General features: G+C 62.5%; 11 protein-coding genes. 4 read left to right on the forward strand and 7 right to left on the reverse strand.

Annotated elements, in window-relative coordinates:
* Positions 1 to 24 precede the first annotated feature (24 nt).
* A complete protein-coding gene (rpoD, locus tag VIZ63_RS18070) occupies positions 25 to 1,911 on the forward strand; it encodes an RNA polymerase sigma factor RpoD (protein ID WP_331611100.1) in 1,887 nt (628 codons plus the stop codon).
* A gap of 327 nt (positions 1,912 to 2,238) precedes the next feature.
* Here rpoD and VIZ63_RS18075 read toward each other — a convergent pair whose 3' ends face one another.
* Entirely contained in the window at positions 2,239 to 3,471 is a 1,233-nt protein-coding gene (locus VIZ63_RS18075) for a winged helix-turn-helix domain-containing protein (protein ID WP_331611101.1), read from the reverse strand.
* 416 nt (positions 3,472 to 3,887) lie between these two features.
* Between VIZ63_RS18075 and VIZ63_RS18080 the strand changes: the two genes are divergently transcribed.
* Complete coding sequence (locus tag VIZ63_RS18080; protein WP_331611102.1) at positions 3,888 to 4,085, forward strand: hypothetical protein; 198 nt, start codon at positions 3,888 to 3,890, stop codon at positions 4,083 to 4,085.
* Between the two features lie 68 nt (positions 4,086 to 4,153).
* On the opposite strand, the gene VIZ63_RS18085 is transcribed toward VIZ63_RS18080, so the two are convergent.
* The 3 genes from VIZ63_RS18085 to VIZ63_RS18095 form a co-directional block, all read right to left on the reverse strand.
* Positions 4,154 to 4,735, reverse strand: coding sequence for a DUF4136 domain-containing protein (locus VIZ63_RS18085; RefSeq protein WP_331611103.1), 582 nt, complete (start codon positions 4,733 to 4,735; stop codon positions 4,154 to 4,156).
* A 151-nt stretch (positions 4,736 to 4,886) separates the two neighbouring features.
* Positions 4,887 to 5,510, reverse strand: a complete 624-nt coding sequence (locus VIZ63_RS18090; protein WP_331611104.1) for a methylated-DNA--[protein]-cysteine S-methyltransferase — start codon at positions 5,508 to 5,510, stop codon at positions 4,887 to 4,889.
* Positions 5,511 to 5,605: 95 nt separating this feature from the next.
* On the reverse strand, positions 5,606 to 6,142 hold the full coding sequence (locus VIZ63_RS18095) for an MgtC/SapB family protein (RefSeq protein WP_331611105.1): 537 nt from the start codon (positions 6,140 to 6,142) through the stop codon (positions 5,606 to 5,608).
* A 147-nt stretch (positions 6,143 to 6,289) separates the two neighbouring features.
* Between VIZ63_RS18095 and VIZ63_RS18100 the strand changes: the two genes are divergently transcribed.
* A complete protein-coding gene (locus tag VIZ63_RS18100; protein ID WP_331611106.1) occupies positions 6,290 to 8,266 on the forward strand; it encodes a lytic transglycosylase domain-containing protein in 1,977 nt (658 codons plus the stop codon).
* A 172-nt stretch (positions 8,267 to 8,438) separates the two neighbouring features.
* Here VIZ63_RS18100 and VIZ63_RS18105 read toward each other — a convergent pair whose 3' ends face one another.
* Both VIZ63_RS18105 and VIZ63_RS18110 read right to left on the reverse strand, forming a co-directional pair.
* Positions 8,439 to 10,247, reverse strand: coding sequence for an AI-2E family transporter (locus tag VIZ63_RS18105; protein ID WP_331611107.1), 1,809 nt, complete (start codon positions 10,245 to 10,247; stop codon positions 8,439 to 8,441).
* An 88-nt stretch (positions 10,248 to 10,335) separates the two neighbouring features.
* Complete coding sequence (locus tag VIZ63_RS18110) at positions 10,336 to 12,942, reverse strand: putative bifunctional diguanylate cyclase/phosphodiesterase (RefSeq protein WP_331611108.1); 2,607 nt, start codon at positions 12,940 to 12,942, stop codon at positions 10,336 to 10,338.
* A 159-nt stretch (positions 12,943 to 13,101) separates the two neighbouring features.
* Between VIZ63_RS18110 and VIZ63_RS18115 the strand changes: the two genes are divergently transcribed.
* Positions 13,102 to 14,286 (forward strand): CaiB/BaiF CoA-transferase family protein, encoded by a 1,185-nt coding sequence (locus tag VIZ63_RS18115; RefSeq protein WP_331611109.1) that lies wholly within the window; start codon positions 13,102 to 13,104, stop codon positions 14,284 to 14,286.
* 136 nt (positions 14,287 to 14,422) lie between these two features.
* Here VIZ63_RS18115 and VIZ63_RS18120 read toward each other — a convergent pair whose 3' ends face one another.
* Positions 14,423 to 16,945, reverse strand: coding sequence for a TonB-dependent receptor (locus tag VIZ63_RS18120; RefSeq protein WP_331611110.1), 2,523 nt, complete (start codon positions 16,943 to 16,945; stop codon positions 14,423 to 14,425).
* Positions 16,946 to 17,317 lie beyond the last annotated feature (372 nt).

Raw genomic sequence — 17,317 nt, forward strand, 5'->3', positions numbered from 1 at the left:
TACCCGCCACCTGAGGGCAGTATCTTGAGCAAGACTTTGGCAGCGAAGAAGGAACCGGCGCAGATCACCGATGAGCGTCAGTCACAGCTGAAGCTTCTGATCGCCCGTGGCAAGGAACAGGGTTTTCTCACGTACGTCGAGGTGAACGATCACCTGCCGAGCGAAATCGTCGATCCGGAACAGATCGAAGATATCGTCAACATGATCAACGATATGGGCATCCCGGTGTACGAAAAGGCACCGGAGAACGAATCCCTGCCGCTGAACGAGCCCGTCGTCGTCGACGAAGAAGCCGCTGAGGAAGCCGCCGCCGCTCTCGCCACCGTCGACGCTGAATTCGGTCGCACCACCGACCCCGTCCGCATGTACATGCGCGAAATGGGCACGGTCGAGCTGCTGACCCGCGAAGGCGAAATCCGTATCGCCAAGCGCATCGAAGAAGGCCTCGACGCGGTGCGCACGGCATTGTCGAGCTATCCACTCACCTTCCAGCACGTCCTGAATCAGTACGAGCAGGTCAAGCAGGGCCAGGGCCGTCTCGTCGACATCATCGTCGGCTTCATCGATCCGAATGCACCCGATGAGATCGCCGCGCCGGTGAATCCGAAGCTGGCAGCGGCAGCGGCTCCCGCCGAGGGTGCCGAGGAAACCGAGGAAGCCGAAGGCGCGACCGAAGAAGAGGAAACGCTCGAAACCGGTCCGGATCCCGAAGAGGCGGCACGCCGCTTCGCTTCGATCCTGAAGCTGCACCAGCAGGTGCTGAAGTCGATCGAACAGCACGGCGCCAAGGACCCGAAGACGCAGAAGCTGCGCAAGAAAGTGGCTGGCGAGTTCATGGAGCTGAAGCTCTCGCCCAAGATGTTCGATGCGCTGATCCTGCAGCTGCGCGACCACGTTGCCGAAATCCGCAACATGGAAAAGCAGATCATGACGATCTGCGTGCGCGATGCCGGCATGCCGCGCAAGGACTTCGTCACCACCTTCCCGAAAAACGAAACCAACGTCACCTGGATCGACAAGCACATCCGCGCCAAGCGCAAGCATTCGGCTGCGCTCGCGCGCCTGCGTGACGATGTCGAGAAGACACAGGTGCGTCTGCAGACGCTCGAGCAACGCGTGCATCTCTCGATCGGCGACGTCAAAGACATCAATCGCGAAGTGGCCGTGGGCGAAGCGAAGGCTCGCCGCGCCAAGAAGGAGATGGTCGAGGCCAACCTGCGCCTCGTGATCTCGATCGCCAAGAAGTACACCAATCGCGGCTTGCAGTTCCTGGACCTGATTCAGGAAGGCAACATCGGCCTGATGAAGGCCGTCGACAAGTTCGAATACCGCCGCGGCTACAAGTTCTCGACCTACGCAACCTGGTGGATCCGGCAGGCCATCACGCGTTCGATCGCCGACCAGGCACGCACCATCCGTATTCCGGTGCACATGATCGAAACGATCAACAAGCTGAACCGCATTTCCCGCCAGATGCTGCAGGAAATGGGTCGCGAGCCGACGCCGGAAGAACTCGCCGTGCGCATGGAAATGCCCGAAGACAAGGTTCGTCGCGTGCTCAAGATCGCGAAGGAACCGATCTCGATGGAAACCCCGATCGGCGACGACGAGGATTCACATCTTGGCGATTTCATCGAGGACACCTCGGTGGATTCCCCGATCGATTCAGCCACGATGGAATCGCTGCGCGAAACGACCCACTCGGTGCTCGCCGGCCTCACACCGCGCGAAGCGAAAGTGCTGCGCATGCGCTTCGGTATCGACATGAATACCGATCACACGCTGGAAGAAGTCGGCAAGCAGTTCGACGTGACGCGCGAGCGCATTCGTCAGATCGAAGCGAAGGCGCTGCGCAAGCTGCGTCATCCGAGCCGCAGCGAACAGCTGCGCAGCTTCCTGGTGGACGATTGATTCAGGGCCGCTGGGTACCTGGACTCTGGGCTGCTGGCCAGAGCATGAGAAAGGCCGGGTAACTCCCGGCCTTTCTGTTTCTGCGGACCGCATCTTCTCAGACCAGCAGTCTGACCCGAAGGAAATCCCGCGGGACAGAACCCAGCAGCCTTAGCCCTTTATTGTCGCCAACTACCTACGGATTGCGGTGGAACCTCGCAGAGCGCGGCCGCGTCCTAGTAACAAAGGAGCCTGGAATTCGAGGAGTCGGCAATGAGTGTCTTTTTCTACCTGATGCTGTTCATTGCAACCTGCACCTTCGGCTGGTCTACGCGAGGCGGACGCAATTCAGACCGATAGCTCCGACTTCAATGCCTTCATCAGCTCACCGCGTCGCGAGGTGACTTCAACGCGTTCCAGGCCCAACCACTGGGCCAGCGACTGCAATTCGATCGCGAGCGGCTTGCTGTTTTTTTTGACACTGACCCCTTCCTCGGTACTGCCGCCGCGAACCTGCAGGCGACTGCGCGCGCGATCGGACTTGAGATCCACACGCCCAACCAGTTGCTCAGCGAGCAGGAATGGCAGCACGTAATAACCATGCTGGCGCTTGTGCGCCGGTGTGTAGATCTCCAGGCGGTACGTGAAGCCAAACAGCCGCTCCGTGCGCTGACGCTCCCAGATCAACGAATCGAACGGCGAGAGCAATGCAGCCGCTTCGCTCCTGCGTGGCAGGCGCGCATCACTGTGCAGATAGGCTTGCTGCTTCCAGCCTTCCACACTCACGGGGACCAACCTACCCGCCTCGACCAGTTCATGCAGGCGCTTCGCTGCGTCCTCTGTCGGCAACCGGAAGTAGTCACGCAAGTCACGCAGAGTCGCGACGCCAAGAACGCGCGCGGCTGTCGTCATCAACGACCGTTGCGCCTCGCCCTTCTCCGGTGTCGCGGTCGCGATCACATCCGCCGGCAAGGTCCGCTCCGTCAGGTCATACAAGCGCTCGAAGTTGCGTCGCTTCGCCGTCGTGACCTCGCCGATCCAGAACAGCCATTCGAGAATTTCCTTGCCCTGACTCCAGCCCCACCAACCGCCGCTCGCTTTATGGCCAACAGGGGATCCCGCGGGACCCGCTGCTCGAAGCTCGCTCGCACCGAGCGGACCCTGCTCGCGAATCTGTCGTAACACAGCCTGCACCAGGTCCTGATGCTCGGTCGCGTAAAGTTTGAGCCTGCCCCACGTGCCCTCGCCTCGGCGCGCAAGATCCATGCGCCAGCGAAACAGTGGATACATTTCCACGGGCAGCAGAGAGGCCTCGTGCCCCCAGTATTCGAACAACTGCCGCTTGTCCGGGTCGTACGCGGCACGATCGAGCAGGTCCTGCGAATAGGGACCCAGCCGCGAGAACAGCGGCAGGTAGTGCGAACGTACCAGCACGTTGACGGAATCGATCTGGACGGCGCCGAGCTTGCGCACGATCGCTGCGACGTCTCGAACCGTCCGGAGATTCGTTGCAGCATCGAAATGCTGGGCAGCGAGTGCAATGCGCCGCGCCTCGGCATTGGACAGGGAAGTTTTGCTCACACCCATGACCTCGAGGCTCGTACTTCGCTGACTGCAGTTCACGGAAAGGCGCGTGAACTGATCGATCCGCGCAGCGATCAGTGAAGGAAGAGAAGCGCGGCGGTCGTCAGCTCATCGTGAGCCACGGCGGGATGGTAAGCGGGACTTCCACCTGCAGGAAGTCTTTGACGCGGTAGTGACCCGGGCCGCAGACGATCAGACTGGAATTACCGGTGCCAGGTACCGCATACCGGATGGAGCGACGCAGGTCGCATTAAGGTAAGTCTCCGCCACGGTAAGCGCGTGCGGCATGGGTTCGGGGAAAATCCGCCGGGGGATTCGGCAGAAGGATGACGCCCCTCCTGTGAACTGGTGCGCGCACGACGGCACGCGCTCTGGCAGCATGCCACCGTCCATGCTGTTGACGAGTTCCCTCCATGCAGTACACGACCGAGTTATCGATTGAGCTGAGCGATCAGGAGCTGGTGGATCTGCCCGAGACCATCACCCTCCACGATCGCAGCTCCAGCAAGGGACTGAAGCCCGGCACGCACGCAGTCCATGCCAGCGCGGACTACGATCTGATCGAGATCGAGCTGACGCCCGAGGAAATGGATCAGCTGCTGAGCGGCTGAACTCAAGACCGCGGGTCGCGGCTGAAGCCGGACCCACAGCCAGAAAAACTGTCAGCGCGTGCCTTGCCTCACATGTTCGGGCGGCCCGGATACTGACGCATCATCTCCGTGACGACGGCATTGACCGTCACTTTCGGATTCGCCATGGCCTCTTCTGACACGCGGCCTTCGGACACGCCTTCCCAGATCAGCTGCTTCTTCTCGGCATCGACGATGTCGACATTGATCGTGCCGACCTTGTACGTCACGGTGCGATCGTCGTCGTACATCGGCCAGGCGTTGTACAGGCCATAGCGATACCCGTAGTAGCCGTAGCCGACCATGGGCGACGGCCGCGTCTCGGTACGGTCCTTGGTGTTCATGTAGAAGTTGACCAGCAGATCGGGATGCTCCTCGCTGTACTTGTAGCCACGGGCCTCCATCGCGGTCGAAATCGAACTCTTGAAATACGTCGTCACCAACGTCGAATAGCCGCCGCGGTCCGTGCCCGTCTCCTTGGGAAAGCCATAGGTGCGGTACACCGAAAAATCCACCTTCTTGTCGTAGTCGATTCGTGTGGGCGGCGCACGATTGGTGCTGGCGCAACCGGTAAGCACGAGGGCTCCCAGCAACACAGCTGCGATCGTTGCGGATGAATATCGGCTGAACATGATTGACTGACCCTGTGTTCTGAAGCTACGACGATGCTACGTTTCAGTGGGGCCTCGGACAACCATCTCAAGTTCCGGGACAGTTGATAGTGGACAGTGGATAGCGCGAACCGCACTCGGATCTCTGGAAATCGGTTCCCCTTCCTCGCTATCAACTATCAACTATCAACTGTTCCTGCCCTCCTTCCAGGTCGAGCAGAATCCGCTTGCGCCACAAACCGCCACCGTAGCCGCCCAGTTCGCCGTTCGAATTGATCACGCGATGACACGGAATGATGATGGCGATGCGGTTCATGCCATTGGCTGTTCCGACAGCCCGCGTCGCCTTCGCATCGCCGATGGAGCGCGCGAGATGCAGATATGACCGCGTTTCCCCATAGGGAATCCGCAGCAGCGCCGACCAGACTTTCTCCTGGAACGCTGTTCCCGGATAGGCGAGCGGCAGATCGAAATCGCGGCGCCGACGCTCGAAGTATTCGCGCAACTGCGTACGCAGTTCATCCAGCAGGCGGTTGTTGCGTGGAATGATCGGGGACTTCAGCCGTCGATGGACCGTCTCGAGCTGCTCCTCCAGGATTTTGCGTTCGCTGAATTCCAGCAGGACGACCGCTTCTGACGTGGCGCCCGCCAGCAGTGGGCCGACAGGCGATTCGATCCAGTCGAGGCTGACGCTGTTCGGCGCATCGTTTATGTCGGTATCGCCACAGACGCGACTGAATGCGGTACGCAAGTCGACACCCGGTTGCAATCCCGCGAGGGTGGCCTGATCCGTCACGACGTTCTCTCCGACTACTTGCAGGCTCGCACCTTAGCGCCGACGACGCCGGAGAACTGGCCGGATTCGGATGCCATTGGACGACGCCCTGGCGGTCATTTCATCTGATCGGAACGGCCTCGGCGCCGAGCGGATGCTTCGTCATCATCGGTCGCCCCTGCCGCCAACCTCGCCTCGAGTGCGCCGAGCACCGACAGCACGATGAGCGCGAACACCGCACCGATGGTCGCAAGCACATAGTAGCCCGCGCCGCTCGCGACACCGAGCGCTCCTGCAAGCCACATATTTGCGCCGGTCGTCAACCCGCGTACGGTGCCGCGACTCTGGATGATGGCCCCCGCCGCCAGGAAGGCAACCCCCGCCGTGACGGCTTCGATGATGCGGATCGGATCGGCGGCCATGCGATCCCCGCCCTGCTGGATGATCTCGCCGTGCAATTCGAAGGTGATCAGCGTGAACAGCGCGGCGGCGAGTGAGATCAGGATATGCGTCCGCAGACCGGCCGGCTTGTTGCGCAGTTCACGATCAAAGCCAACGATGCCGCCGAACACGACGGCGACCAGCAGTCGCAACAGCGCATCCAGCGGTTTGATGATGGTCGATTCGCCGGCCAGCCAGTCGAGAACGTTCATTCCCTCGCCTCCCGCACCCCCAACTCAGGCAAACGCTGCAGTTGCAGCGCCAGTTCCACCGACACCGCACACTCAGACGCATCACCGCAAGCACGTCGGCGCTCATCCACGATGGCGCCGACGCGCTCCTGCCGTTACTCTTTCGGCATGCCCGTCGATTCGTTCATTTCGCGCCGCTCTGTGGTTGCCGTCCTCGCGGTTTTCTCATTCGCTGCGTCCGCCTTGGCGGCTGAGGATCCGCTTCGCGGTGTCCGTGTCGAATTCACGCAGGCCTATGCCCGGGCCTCGCAGCCCGGCGCTGCACCGGCGGATAGCGAGAATTTACGTACCTATCCGCTGTACCCGTACCTGCAAGCGGCTCGAATCCGCCAGGCGCTGAAGACTCCTGGCGCATCGCTCGAGTCGGTGGATGAACGCACGGCAACGTTCCTTGCCTACTACAACGATGAGCCGGTGGCGCGAGGCCTGCGCCGTGCATGGCTGGAAAGTCTCGCGACGCGGCAGCAATGGGAACCGTTCCTCGCGAACTATCGCGAAGCCGTGGCGGGGGATGCACTGCGCTGTCAGAGTTTCGTCGCACGTCTGCAGATGGGGCGCACGGAAGGACTTGCCAGGGAGGTCGCTGCACAGTGGCTCACGCCGCAGAGCCTGCCGGAGTGCGATGCGCCGTTTGCGTGGCTGCGTACACAAAACGCATTGCCCGATTCACTGATCGAACAGCGCGCGCGTCTGGCACTCGCGAAGGGCACCACGAGTTTCGCGCGTCAGATCATCGCGCAGTTGCCTGCAGCAAAGGCCGCGCCGCTACAGCAGTGGGCAAGCATCCTGGACAATCCGCAGCGAGGCATCGATGCATTGATCACGTCGCCGCAGACGCCGGTAGAGCCCGATGCACTGCTGGCGGGATGGTCTCAGCTCGCCCGCAAGGATCGGATCGGGGCCCTGAGTCGTTTCAATCTGCTCGTCAAGGCACGCAAGCTGGATGACGCTGCTGCCAGCCCCTATGCGCTGAAACTCGCACTGCCGCTGTCGCACGATCGCGATCCTGCCGCACTGGGCTATTTCGCCATGGTCCGTTCCGCCGACTTCGACGAAACCGCACGCGAGTGGCACGTACGTGCGGCTCTCTGGGCGGAAGACTGGAAGCAGGTGTCGACCATCGTCGCGAACATGCCCGACGAGCAGCGACAGCTCGTGCGCTGGCGTTACTGGGCGGCCCGCGCCGCCGAAGAACAGGACAATCGCGCGCTCGCCGAACAGCTCTATGAATCCGTCATCGCCGACGACAACTACTATTCCGTGATGGCATCCGCGCGCCTCGACCGTGCGGTGAAACCGCATCCGGAACGCATCGTCGAAGACAAGGTGTTGCTGAAGGAAATGGGCCAGCTCCCATCCTTCGTGCGTGCGTCGGAACTGCTGCGCACCAACCTGCGGCGCGAAGCCTCTGCCGAATGGCAATACGGCTTCGATGCGCTGGCTGCGGACAAGCGACCGCAGATGATCCACCTCGCGGCAAGTTGGGGCTGGTATGACCAGGCAGTGGCCACGGCAACGCAGCTGCGCGTATTCAACGACTACGCGCTGCTCTATCCGCGGCCGTACGACCGCGAAGTGCGTGTTGCCGCGAAACTGACCGACGTCGACGCCGACCTGATCTATGGCGTCATGCGACAGGAGAGCCTGTATCGCGCGGATGCTGTCTCATCGGCCAACGCGTACGGACTGCTGCAACTCATCCTCCCGACGGCACGCAGCACCGCGCAGCGCTGGCAACGGCCGCGCCCCTCGGCGAGCGATCTGCTGGTTCCTTCCACCAGCGTGACGCTGGGCGCCGGGCAACTGCGCATGTTGCTGGATCGATTCGGTGGACAGACAGCCGTGGCGCTGGCGGGTTACAACGCCGGCCCAAGCGCGGCCACCCGCTGGCTGCCGCGCGAGTCCATCGACCCGGACATCTGGATCGAGAACATCCCGTACAACGAAACGCGCACTTATGTGCAGCGTGTGCTGTGGCACACCATCGTGTTCGGCTGGCTGCGCAGCGGCGACGGACAACGCACCGACGGCTGGCTGGCGCGCATCGTCGCACCCGACGATCCGACACGCGTCGGCACACTCTAGGAACAATCGCCGTTACTCGAGTCGATAGCGGCGGCTCTCTGTGCTCTCTTTGTGGGTCCAGACTTCCTGCGGAATTTCCTTCGATCGTAGCCGGACATCCGAAGAATCAGATGTTCGACTAAAGTCGAACCCCACAATCAGGACGCGATCGTCTTCTCCCTCGTAACGGCCTTCAGGCATTCGACGTCTGCGGATGCGCGGCGACGTCGACTTCGCGTTCGTTCGATCTGCGGCGATGCGCCGCCCGATCGAGGAGCTGCGCGGCCTGCTCGATGGCCTGGCGCAGCGTGATGGCAACGCGATCGGCTCCTGCTTCCTTCATGCGGCCGATGGAACGCGCTGTGTCGTTCATATCGGGCAGTGGCCGCAGCACCAGCAGCCTGGCGGAAGGCAGTGCCGAACGTATGCGACGGCAATGGCCACGCGCCTGCGCACCACGGGTCGATGACACCGCGACGACACACGTGAGATCCGGTCTGCTTGTCACCACTCGCGTCACGGCTTCGGCGGCCGTTTCATTCTCTCCAACGGTCGTCACTGCATGTCCATTGCCCTCCATGGCCGTTGCGAGCATCTCCAACACGACCTTGTCGGCGCAGCCGCTGGTGCCGACGAGCAGAATGCCGGTCTCGCCTGGCGACGGCTTCTGCTGGCGCGCACGGATCTGCACGACGATCTCCGCCGTCGCCTCGACCACGAAATCCATATCCTCCTGCGAGATTTCGGATCTCGAATAGTGCTGCTCGGCCAGGCGCAACGCCGGGATCAACACTTCATCCATCACGCCCACTGCACCGAGCTCCGCGGCCATGCGGGACGCCAGCGCATTGGCTTCGTCCTCATCGCGTGCCAGCAATCGCTGGTAGTAGCCCACGTGCGGCTGCAGCGCGGGCTCGTCCGCGAACAGCACGGCCAGGAATCGCAACGATTTGACATGCCGGCCCAGTACAGCGATGCACACGGTCAGAGGCGTCGCGAGCAGCAATCCCATGGGACCCCACACCCAGATCCAGAACAATGCCGATACCAGCAATGCGAACGACGACACGCCGGTACGCCGACCGAACAACAAAGGCTCGATGAAATAACCGGTGGTGAGATCGAGGATCAGGAACATGCCCAGCGTCTGCAGCGTCTCGGTCCAGCCTGGAAAGATGGCGAACGCGAGCGCCGCGGGCAGCAGTGCCGACAACGTCGTACCCACATAGGGTACGAAGCGCAGGACCGCGGTCAGTCCGCCCCACAGGGCCGCATAGGGCACGCCGATCCAGTACAAACCTGCGGCAACCAGCGCGCCAAGACAGATATTCACGAGGGTCTGTGCGACCAGGTAGCGACTCACGCGCTGCGCCGCTTCGTCCAGCAAGCGCGTCGTGACGATGACATTGTCGGTGCCCGTGAGCCGGATCAGTCGATCGCGCAAATCCTCGCGCTGTCCAAGCATGAAGGCGACGAGCACCAGCACGATGACGGCGCTCGCGAGCGGTTCGAAGATCGCTGCGGCCTTTTCGCGCAATCGTTCCACGGGCGACAGGCCCGAGGCCACGACGCGCACTGGCTGCGCCGCACGCAGTTCAGATGCATGCCCATCCAGTTGCTCAGTGACGCGGTCGACGGTACGAGTGAATTGTTTGAATGCGGCATTACTGCCGGCGCGCAACTCGGTCGCCTTCTGGCGCATCTGCGAGGTGTAGCGCGTGACCTGCGTCGCAAGGTCTGCGAACTGATCGGCGATGACATAGCCCGCGCCGCCCACACTGCCGAGCGCCAGCATCATGGTCAGCGTGACACTGGCGAAACGCGGCAACTTCGCTTTGTCGAAAAGTCGCACCAGCGGCGACAACATGAAGGCGAGGATGATCCCCAGCGCCAGGGGCAGCAATACGTCCTTGGCGGCCCACAGCAGCACAGTCACCAGCACGACGGCGAACAGAGACACCCAGGCGCCATTGATGCGGGTGACGACCTGGGTGTGCGGCACTGAGGCTCCCGTGGCAGAGATATCGCCGAGATCTGCCTGAGGAAACTCAGGGCCGGGCGGCGCGGTTCCCTGACCGGCGATATCCGCTCTACGGTTTGCGCGTCGCTGCACTGCGCAGAGTGCGCACGATGCCGCTGCTGTCGATATCCGCATGAATCGGCGGCAGCGATTGCATCAGCGAATTCAGGAGCTGCGGCGCGCCGGCCACGAAGCCGGGGATGGCCGTCAACGCCAGCGGCCGGGAGATCAGGAAACCCTGCATATGTACGCCGCGATCATTCATCAGATGCGCGAGTTGCGCCGGACGCTCGACGCCTTCCGCAGTGACCTGCAAGCCGAGGCTGTGGCTCAGACCGATGATGGATCGAACGATCGCTGCCGAGCGCGCGCCGGTGTCGATACTCGCGACCAGACTGCGATCGATCTTCACGCGCGTCAGCGGCAAACGTTCGAGCGATGTCAGCGAGGAATAGCCGATACCGAAGTCATCGATGGCGACGCTGCAACCGAGCGCACGCAGCTCCAGCAGCACCTCGATCGTCCGGGCGCCCGTCTGGAACACGTTCTCGGTGAGCTCCAGTTCCAGGCAACCACCCGGCAATCCTGCCTCCCGCAGCAATGCATTCATGCGGGTCACGAAGTCGGGCGCGAGCAGCTGATGCGCGGAAACATTCACCGCCACTTTCGCGGCCTGCCACGATTCGCGGCGCAAGCGCACGACATCCTGGATCGCGGTCCGCAGCACCCAGTCGTTGATCTCGGCGATCAGACCGAACTGTTCCGCCACCGGCAGAAAGTCCCCCGGCAACACAATCTCGCCGTCCGGACGGTGCCAGCGAATCAAGGCCTCGACCGTCGGCGCCGTCAACGTCTCGAAGCAGACTTCGGGCTGGTACACCAGCTCGAACTCGTTGCGCTCGATGGCGCGCCGCAGCGCCTGCTCGGTCTGGAACCGCTCCGAAGCGACCTGCAGCAATTCCGGAGCGAACAGGCTCCAGCGATTGCGGCCCGCTTCCTTCGCCTGAAACAGGGCGACATCGGCGGCACGCAACAAGGCGGATCCATCGTTCGCATGATCCGGCGTCAGGCTTGCTCCCACGCTCACGCTCAAGCGCAGCTCCTTGCCGAACACCGCGAGTGGCCTCTGAAATGCTTCCAGCACGGCGACACACAGTTCCTCGATGCTCTCGGGATCGTCGTACAGGAGCGTGAACTCGTCACCGCCCAGGCGTGCACAGAAGCTGCCGGCGAAGATATTCTCGCTGCGCAGACGCTCGCCGACGGCCTGCAGTACGCGGTCGCCAAACTCGTGACCCAGGCTGTCGTTGATGGTCTTGAAGTTGTCGAGATCGATGAATAGCAGCGCGATACGTCGCTGCTGCGCTGATCCGAGCACGGCCTGCAGGTGTTCGAACAGCTTGCGTCGATTCGGCAACTGCGTCAGCGGATCGTGATGCGCGAGGTGCTCCAGTTCGCGCGTGCGCGCCACCACCCGCGACTCCAGCTGCAGGTGCTGGCGGCGCACTTCCTCCTCGGCGCGCTCGATCTTTTCGGCCATCTGATTGAATGCGCCGGCCAGCGTATCGAGTTCACGCACACCGCCACGCGGCACCCGCGCATGACGGGCGCCGGCGGCCAGTCGGCGCGTGGCCTTGGTCAGATGTCGCACCGGTGCCGTCACTCCCGAGACAGTCAGCAGCGACACGACGAGCAGCAGCAGCAGGACGAAGGCACTACCCCAGCGCAGATCCTGGTCGGCATCCTGCGCTGCCTGCGCGGCAAGTTCATCGGCACGCGCCAGCGCCTGGCGCGCCGGAGCCCCCAACTGCGTCAGCACCTTCGACCACAGCGCAGCGCCGCGATCGCGAAAGGCGATCGACCGTTGTTCCAGGTCGGCAGCGACATCGAAGATTCCGCGGCGCTCGTTCAGCAAGCGGCGGAATCGCTCCGAGATATCCTCGACCCATGAGTTGCCCTGCGATTTCTCCAGGGCGGCGTGATGCCGCTGCAGAGATCGCGTGAACGCCGATTCGCTGGCTACCACATGCCGCAGGCTGTCGGGCGCCTGCACGCCGATTGCCGCACTGACGTTTTCGCGAATGGCACCGAGCGACTGGGACAGATCCAGCAAGGCTTCGCTGGCGAACACGCCGCCCGCAAAGCGCGCAGCCTGCGCCTGCGGTGCGTTCAGCAGATCATCGAGTTCACGCAGATGCGTCCAGTACGCCTGCTGCTTCGCGCGATGCAGACCGCCGGACCTGACGAGTTCGGTGCCAGCGGTGCGAAAGGCGGCCACTTCGTCTGCGAACGACTGCAGTGCCGCAGCGTCCTCGGCAATGGCCAGGTATGCCGCAGTCGCATCGGCGACGTTCTGTGAAGCGACCTCGACCGTCTTCAACGAAGCGACGCCACGCTCCGCACGATCGATGGCGACACGCTCATAGACGGAGATCGCACTCGCGAGCGATTCGGTTGCATGCACCACCGGCTCGTGCTTGACCACCAGCTGCCGCATGCGCTCGCGCGCCGTGCTGGTACTCTTCTGAATGAGGATGTTGGCAGCGAAAATGGCGACCGCGATCACCGCGAATCCCAGTGCCACGCGCGCGGCGATGCCGGGCCGGAACCGCGATCCATCCTCATCTGGAGAGGCGGGCGCGGGCGCCGCAGCGACCGGATCTTTACCTGCAGGCACGCTCATCAAGCTGAGAATTGCCGCGAATGGGGGCGACAATGTGCCATTCGCTCCGGTGCGGCGTATGTAGGGGCCCGCTGAAAGTGTGCGCTGGCTCACAGAGACAGCCGTCCATTCGGTAGGCTCCGCTCCCTTCCCACCATTCATTGAGGTTATTGCATGGCAGCACCGCTCGAAGGTATCCGCGTCCTGGAGGTCGGCCAGCTACTCGCCGGCCCGTTTGCCGGCTGCCTGCTCGGGTACTTCGGCGCCGAGATCATCAAGATCGAACCGCCGACCGGCGACCCATTACGCAACTGGCGGATCTTGCGCGACGGCACCTCCTTGTGGTGGCACAGCCTGGGGCGCAACAAGAAATCGGTAACGATCGATCTGCAGAAGGAGCGCGGACGGGAACTCGTAAAGCAACTCGCCGGCCAATGCGATGTGCTGATCGAAAACTTCAAGCCCGGCACGATGGAGAAATGGGGACTGGGCCCCGACGATCTGAAACCGTTGCGACCCGACCTGATCTACGCGCGAATCTCGGGGTATGGCCAGACCGGCCCGTATGCATCGAAGCCCGGCTTTGCCTCGGTGTGCGAAGCGATCGGCGGACTGCGCTACGTGAATGGCTTCGAGGATCGTCCGCCAGTGCGACCCAACCTGTCGCTCGGCGATTCGCTCGCCGGCTTGCACGCGGTGATCGGCATCCTGCTGGCGCTGCTGGCCAAGCGCGGATCGACCCAGGGTCAGACGGTGGATGTCGCAATCTACGAGTCAGTGTTCAATCTGCTGGAAGGCGTGGTGCCGGAATACGACGGTAGCGGCGTCGTGCGCGGTCCCTCGGGATCGACGCTGACCGGCATCGTGCCGTCGAACACGTACCTGTGCGCCGACGACAAGCACGTGGTGATCGGCGCCAACGGCGACTCGCTGTTTCAACGCCTGATGCGCACGCTCGGCCGGCCTGACCTGGCCGACGATCCGCGGCTCGCGAACAATGCAGGGCGCGTAAGTCATCAGCAGGAAATCGACGACGTCATCGCGGCATGGACGCGCGCCAACGACTCCGCGGTGATACTGCGGATTCTCGACGACATCTCCGTGCCGGGCGGACCGATCTACAGCGTCGCCGACATGGCCGCGGATCCGCATTTCAATGCGCGCGGATTGTTCGAGCAGGTCGACGTCGACGGCGCCCCGCTGAAGATCCCGGCCATCCTGCCGCGTCTGTCGCAGACGCCGGGAGCGACGCACTGGCCCGGACCGAAACTGGGAGAGCATACCGACGCAGTGTTGCAGCAACTGCTGCAGCTGACCGCCGAGCAACGCACGGCGCTGCGCGAGGAGAAAGTGATCTGATTGCGGCAGGATCTTTCCGCAGTCGGGTCTTTGAATTTCCTTGTGGGTCCGACTTCAGCCCGGACATGTGAAACGCTTCCGGACCCGAAAAGAAAAGGGCCTGCATTACGCAGGCCCTCTTCATTCCACCGAGCTGCTACCGGAAGCTGTAACTCATCTTGCCGTACCAGAAACCGCCGTTGAAGCCGAACGGCGTGTAGGCGCTGTACTTGTTGCCAGCACCGGCGGCACCGCCTGGATTTTCATCCGGAAACTCGTCGAACAGGTTTTGCGCACCGAGCACGAACGTCAGCGAATCCTTGACGGTGTAGGCCACTTCCGCGTCGAAGACGAAGTTGCCGCCGTCGTAGTCGACGCCATCCTCGCTGTCATACCAGCCGTCGTACCAGCTCACGCGGGCGAGGAATCGCAGCGGTCCCCATGTCTGGGTGCCCGTCAGGCCCCAGCGGGTTTCCGGCAGTCCTTCCTGGAGATTGCGGATGCGCGAAGCGTTCAGGGTATCCGGGTTGTACTTCGTCACTTCGGTCTTGTTGTTGTTGAACACCAGGCTCAGCGCCGAATCGCCGCCGAACAGGGAGGTGTTGTAAGTACCGACGATGTCGATGCCCTTGGTCCGGGTATCGAAGTCGTTCGTGAAGAAGCGGAAGCCCTGCAGGTTCGCGGCGCTCGTGACGCCAGACGCGACCAGCGCTTCGACCTCATCCGGTGTCAGCTCGAAGGTTTGCGAAAGCGCGATGCGATCGGTCATGTCGATCACGTAGTAGTCGGCCGTGAAGGTGAACGAACCGACCTCGAGAATCGCACCGACACTGAAGTTCTCCGATTCCTCAGGATTGAGCGGCTCGCCGCCGCGCAGCAGGGCAACCGGATTCGTCGATGGAATGGTGCCTTCGTTCACCAACTCTCCGAGTTCCGGGTTGAACTGAGTCGTGACGTTCGCCGCGTTCGACTGCCCCGGCGTCGGCGCGCGGAAGCCCGTGCTCCAGCTGCCGCGCACGGCGAACGCATCGTTGAATCGATACTGCGTTGCCACCTTGCCGTTGGTCGTGGTGCCAAAGTCGTCATAGTCCTCCCAGCGCACTGCCAGGTCGACCCGCCAGTCCTCGATGACCTTCCATTCGACGTCCGCATACAACGCGTAGTTCGCCCGGCTCCAGCTGCCTGCGATCTCCGGACTGAAGCCGGGGAAACCATTGGACGCTGCGCTGAAGCCTTGCGGTGCCAGCGGGCCGAAATCCCAGGACTCGATCTGACCTTCGGTGATCTCGAACGTCTCTTCACGCCACTCCGCGCCACCGGACAGCGTCACGGCGTCACTGAGCGCATAGGACACGTCGGCGTTCACACCGATTTCTTCCTGCGTGTAGGAACCGGGATCGAACGTCGTCGGCGTCGCCGGGCCGTAGGAGGCGTTGACCGTATTGGCGATGAAGAAATCAACCCGGTTGTAGCCATAGCCTGCACTGAGATCCCAGTGCACTTTGCCGGCCTCGCCGCGAATGCCTGCGAGTGCGGAATAGTCCGTCACGTCACCGCCAAACTGCGGCGTAAATCCGCCGGGGAACATTTCGTTGAACACGAAGCACTCGGAATCGAGTGCGCCGCCTGCCGAAATCAGCGCCAGCGCGGCTGGATCCGGAACGTCATTGGTGATGGAGACAGTCGGGCACCCAACTCCATTCGTGGGATTGAGGTCACCCACCAGGAGTTCGGTTCCATTGATCTCTGGATCGCCCGGCGAGAACACCGCCGCACGCGTGTTCGGATTGCGATAATAGAAGCCGCCCGTCGCCGTCTTCGAGGCGTAGTTGCCGTGGCCGTAGATCGAGACATCGTCGGTCACGTCGACGCCGAAATTGACGAACGTTTTCAGGTCGTCTTCAAGATGGGGCGAACCCCAGACCTGGGCAGGATTCAACACGCTCGTGTTACCTGCGGCGATCAATGCCGCCGCGTCATCGCGCTGCACACTGCGATTGGTGGGATCCGACTCGCCGTATTCGAAGCTCAGATTGAAGAAGCCATGCTCGGTCAGTGGCAGGCCGATATTGCCGCTCACGGCATACTGCGCGCCGTCTCCCGCATAGAAGCCGCCATAGCGGGCTTCGACGTTCACACCCTCGCTGCTGTCGTTGAGAATGAAGTTCATCACGCCGGCGATGGCATCGGAGCCGTACTGTGCCGAGGCGCCGTCGCGCAGCACTTCGAGCTGCTTCAATGCGCTCGACGGAATCACCGAGATATCGGGCCCCTGCGCGCCGTCAGACACGCCGTTGCCGAGCCAGTAGATAACGGATGCGCGATGCCGCCGCTTGCCATTGATGAGAACGAGAGTGTGATCCGGCGCCAGACCACGCATATTCGCCGGACGCACGATCGTCGCCGCATCGCTGATCGGCTGCGCGTTGACGTTGTACGAAGGCACTACATTGCGCAGCAGATTGCTGAGGTCGGTGTCGCCCTGGTTCTTGAACTCCGCACCCGACAGCACGTCCACGGGCACCGTCGAGTCGGTCAGCGAACGCGCCTCACCGCGCACGCCCGTCACGATCATTTCCTCAACGGGCTCTGCGGCCCCCGTCGCCGGACTCAGACCGATCAGCAGGACCGGCGTCACGCCCATCGCAATCATCAACGATTTTCTGAGTTGGATGCTCACTGCAACCTCCGAGATTCATCTGTGTGGCCAGGATGCGATGAGCCGTCGTCCGTGCGTGGTCTCGATGACGAGATCCGCCCGCGTGTTGTGTATACAACGACTACCGCCGTCAGTAACGATCGATGGGCTTAGTGCAATAAGCTGGCCAGCGTGTACCAACCGTGCGCTGGCCGCACGGAGTGAGGTCGCCCGTCCGGCGAACAATCGATTGATTTACAACAAATTGAAGCTTTGTCAGCGGCACCGGCGCGACAACAGGATCAACTGCGCTCTCGAGCGCAGATCCTCTCGTGATCGCACCACGGACCACGATGGTTGTTGCAGGAAGCAAAGGCTGGTGCAAAGCGCAGCGAGTTGACTGACCCGCTGCAC

Source organism: Povalibacter sp. (assembly GCF_036520495.1).
In the GTDB taxonomy this organism is placed as follows: Bacteria; Pseudomonadota; Gammaproteobacteria; order Steroidobacterales; family Steroidobacteraceae; genus Steroidobacter.

Bases quoted from the DNA above. Each gene is read 5' to 3' on its own strand.
- VIZ63_RS18080 (WP_331611102.1), top strand. From the start codon at position 3,888: ATGCAGTACACGACCGAGTTATCGATTGAGCTGAGCGATCAGGAGCTG.
- VIZ63_RS18085 (WP_331611103.1), bottom strand. From the start codon at position 4,735: ATGTTCAGCCGATATTCATCCGCAACGATCGCAGCTGTGTTGCTGGGA.
- VIZ63_RS18095 (WP_331611105.1), bottom strand. From the start codon at position 6,142: ATGAACGTTCTCGACTGGCTGGCCGGCGAATCGACCATCATCAAACCG.
- VIZ63_RS18100 (WP_331611106.1), top strand. From the start codon at position 6,290: ATGCCCGTCGATTCGTTCATTTCGCGCCGCTCTGTGGTTGCCGTCCTC.
- VIZ63_RS18115 (WP_331611109.1), top strand. From the start codon at position 13,102: ATGGCAGCACCGCTCGAAGGTATCCGCGTCCTGGAGGTCGGCCAGCTA.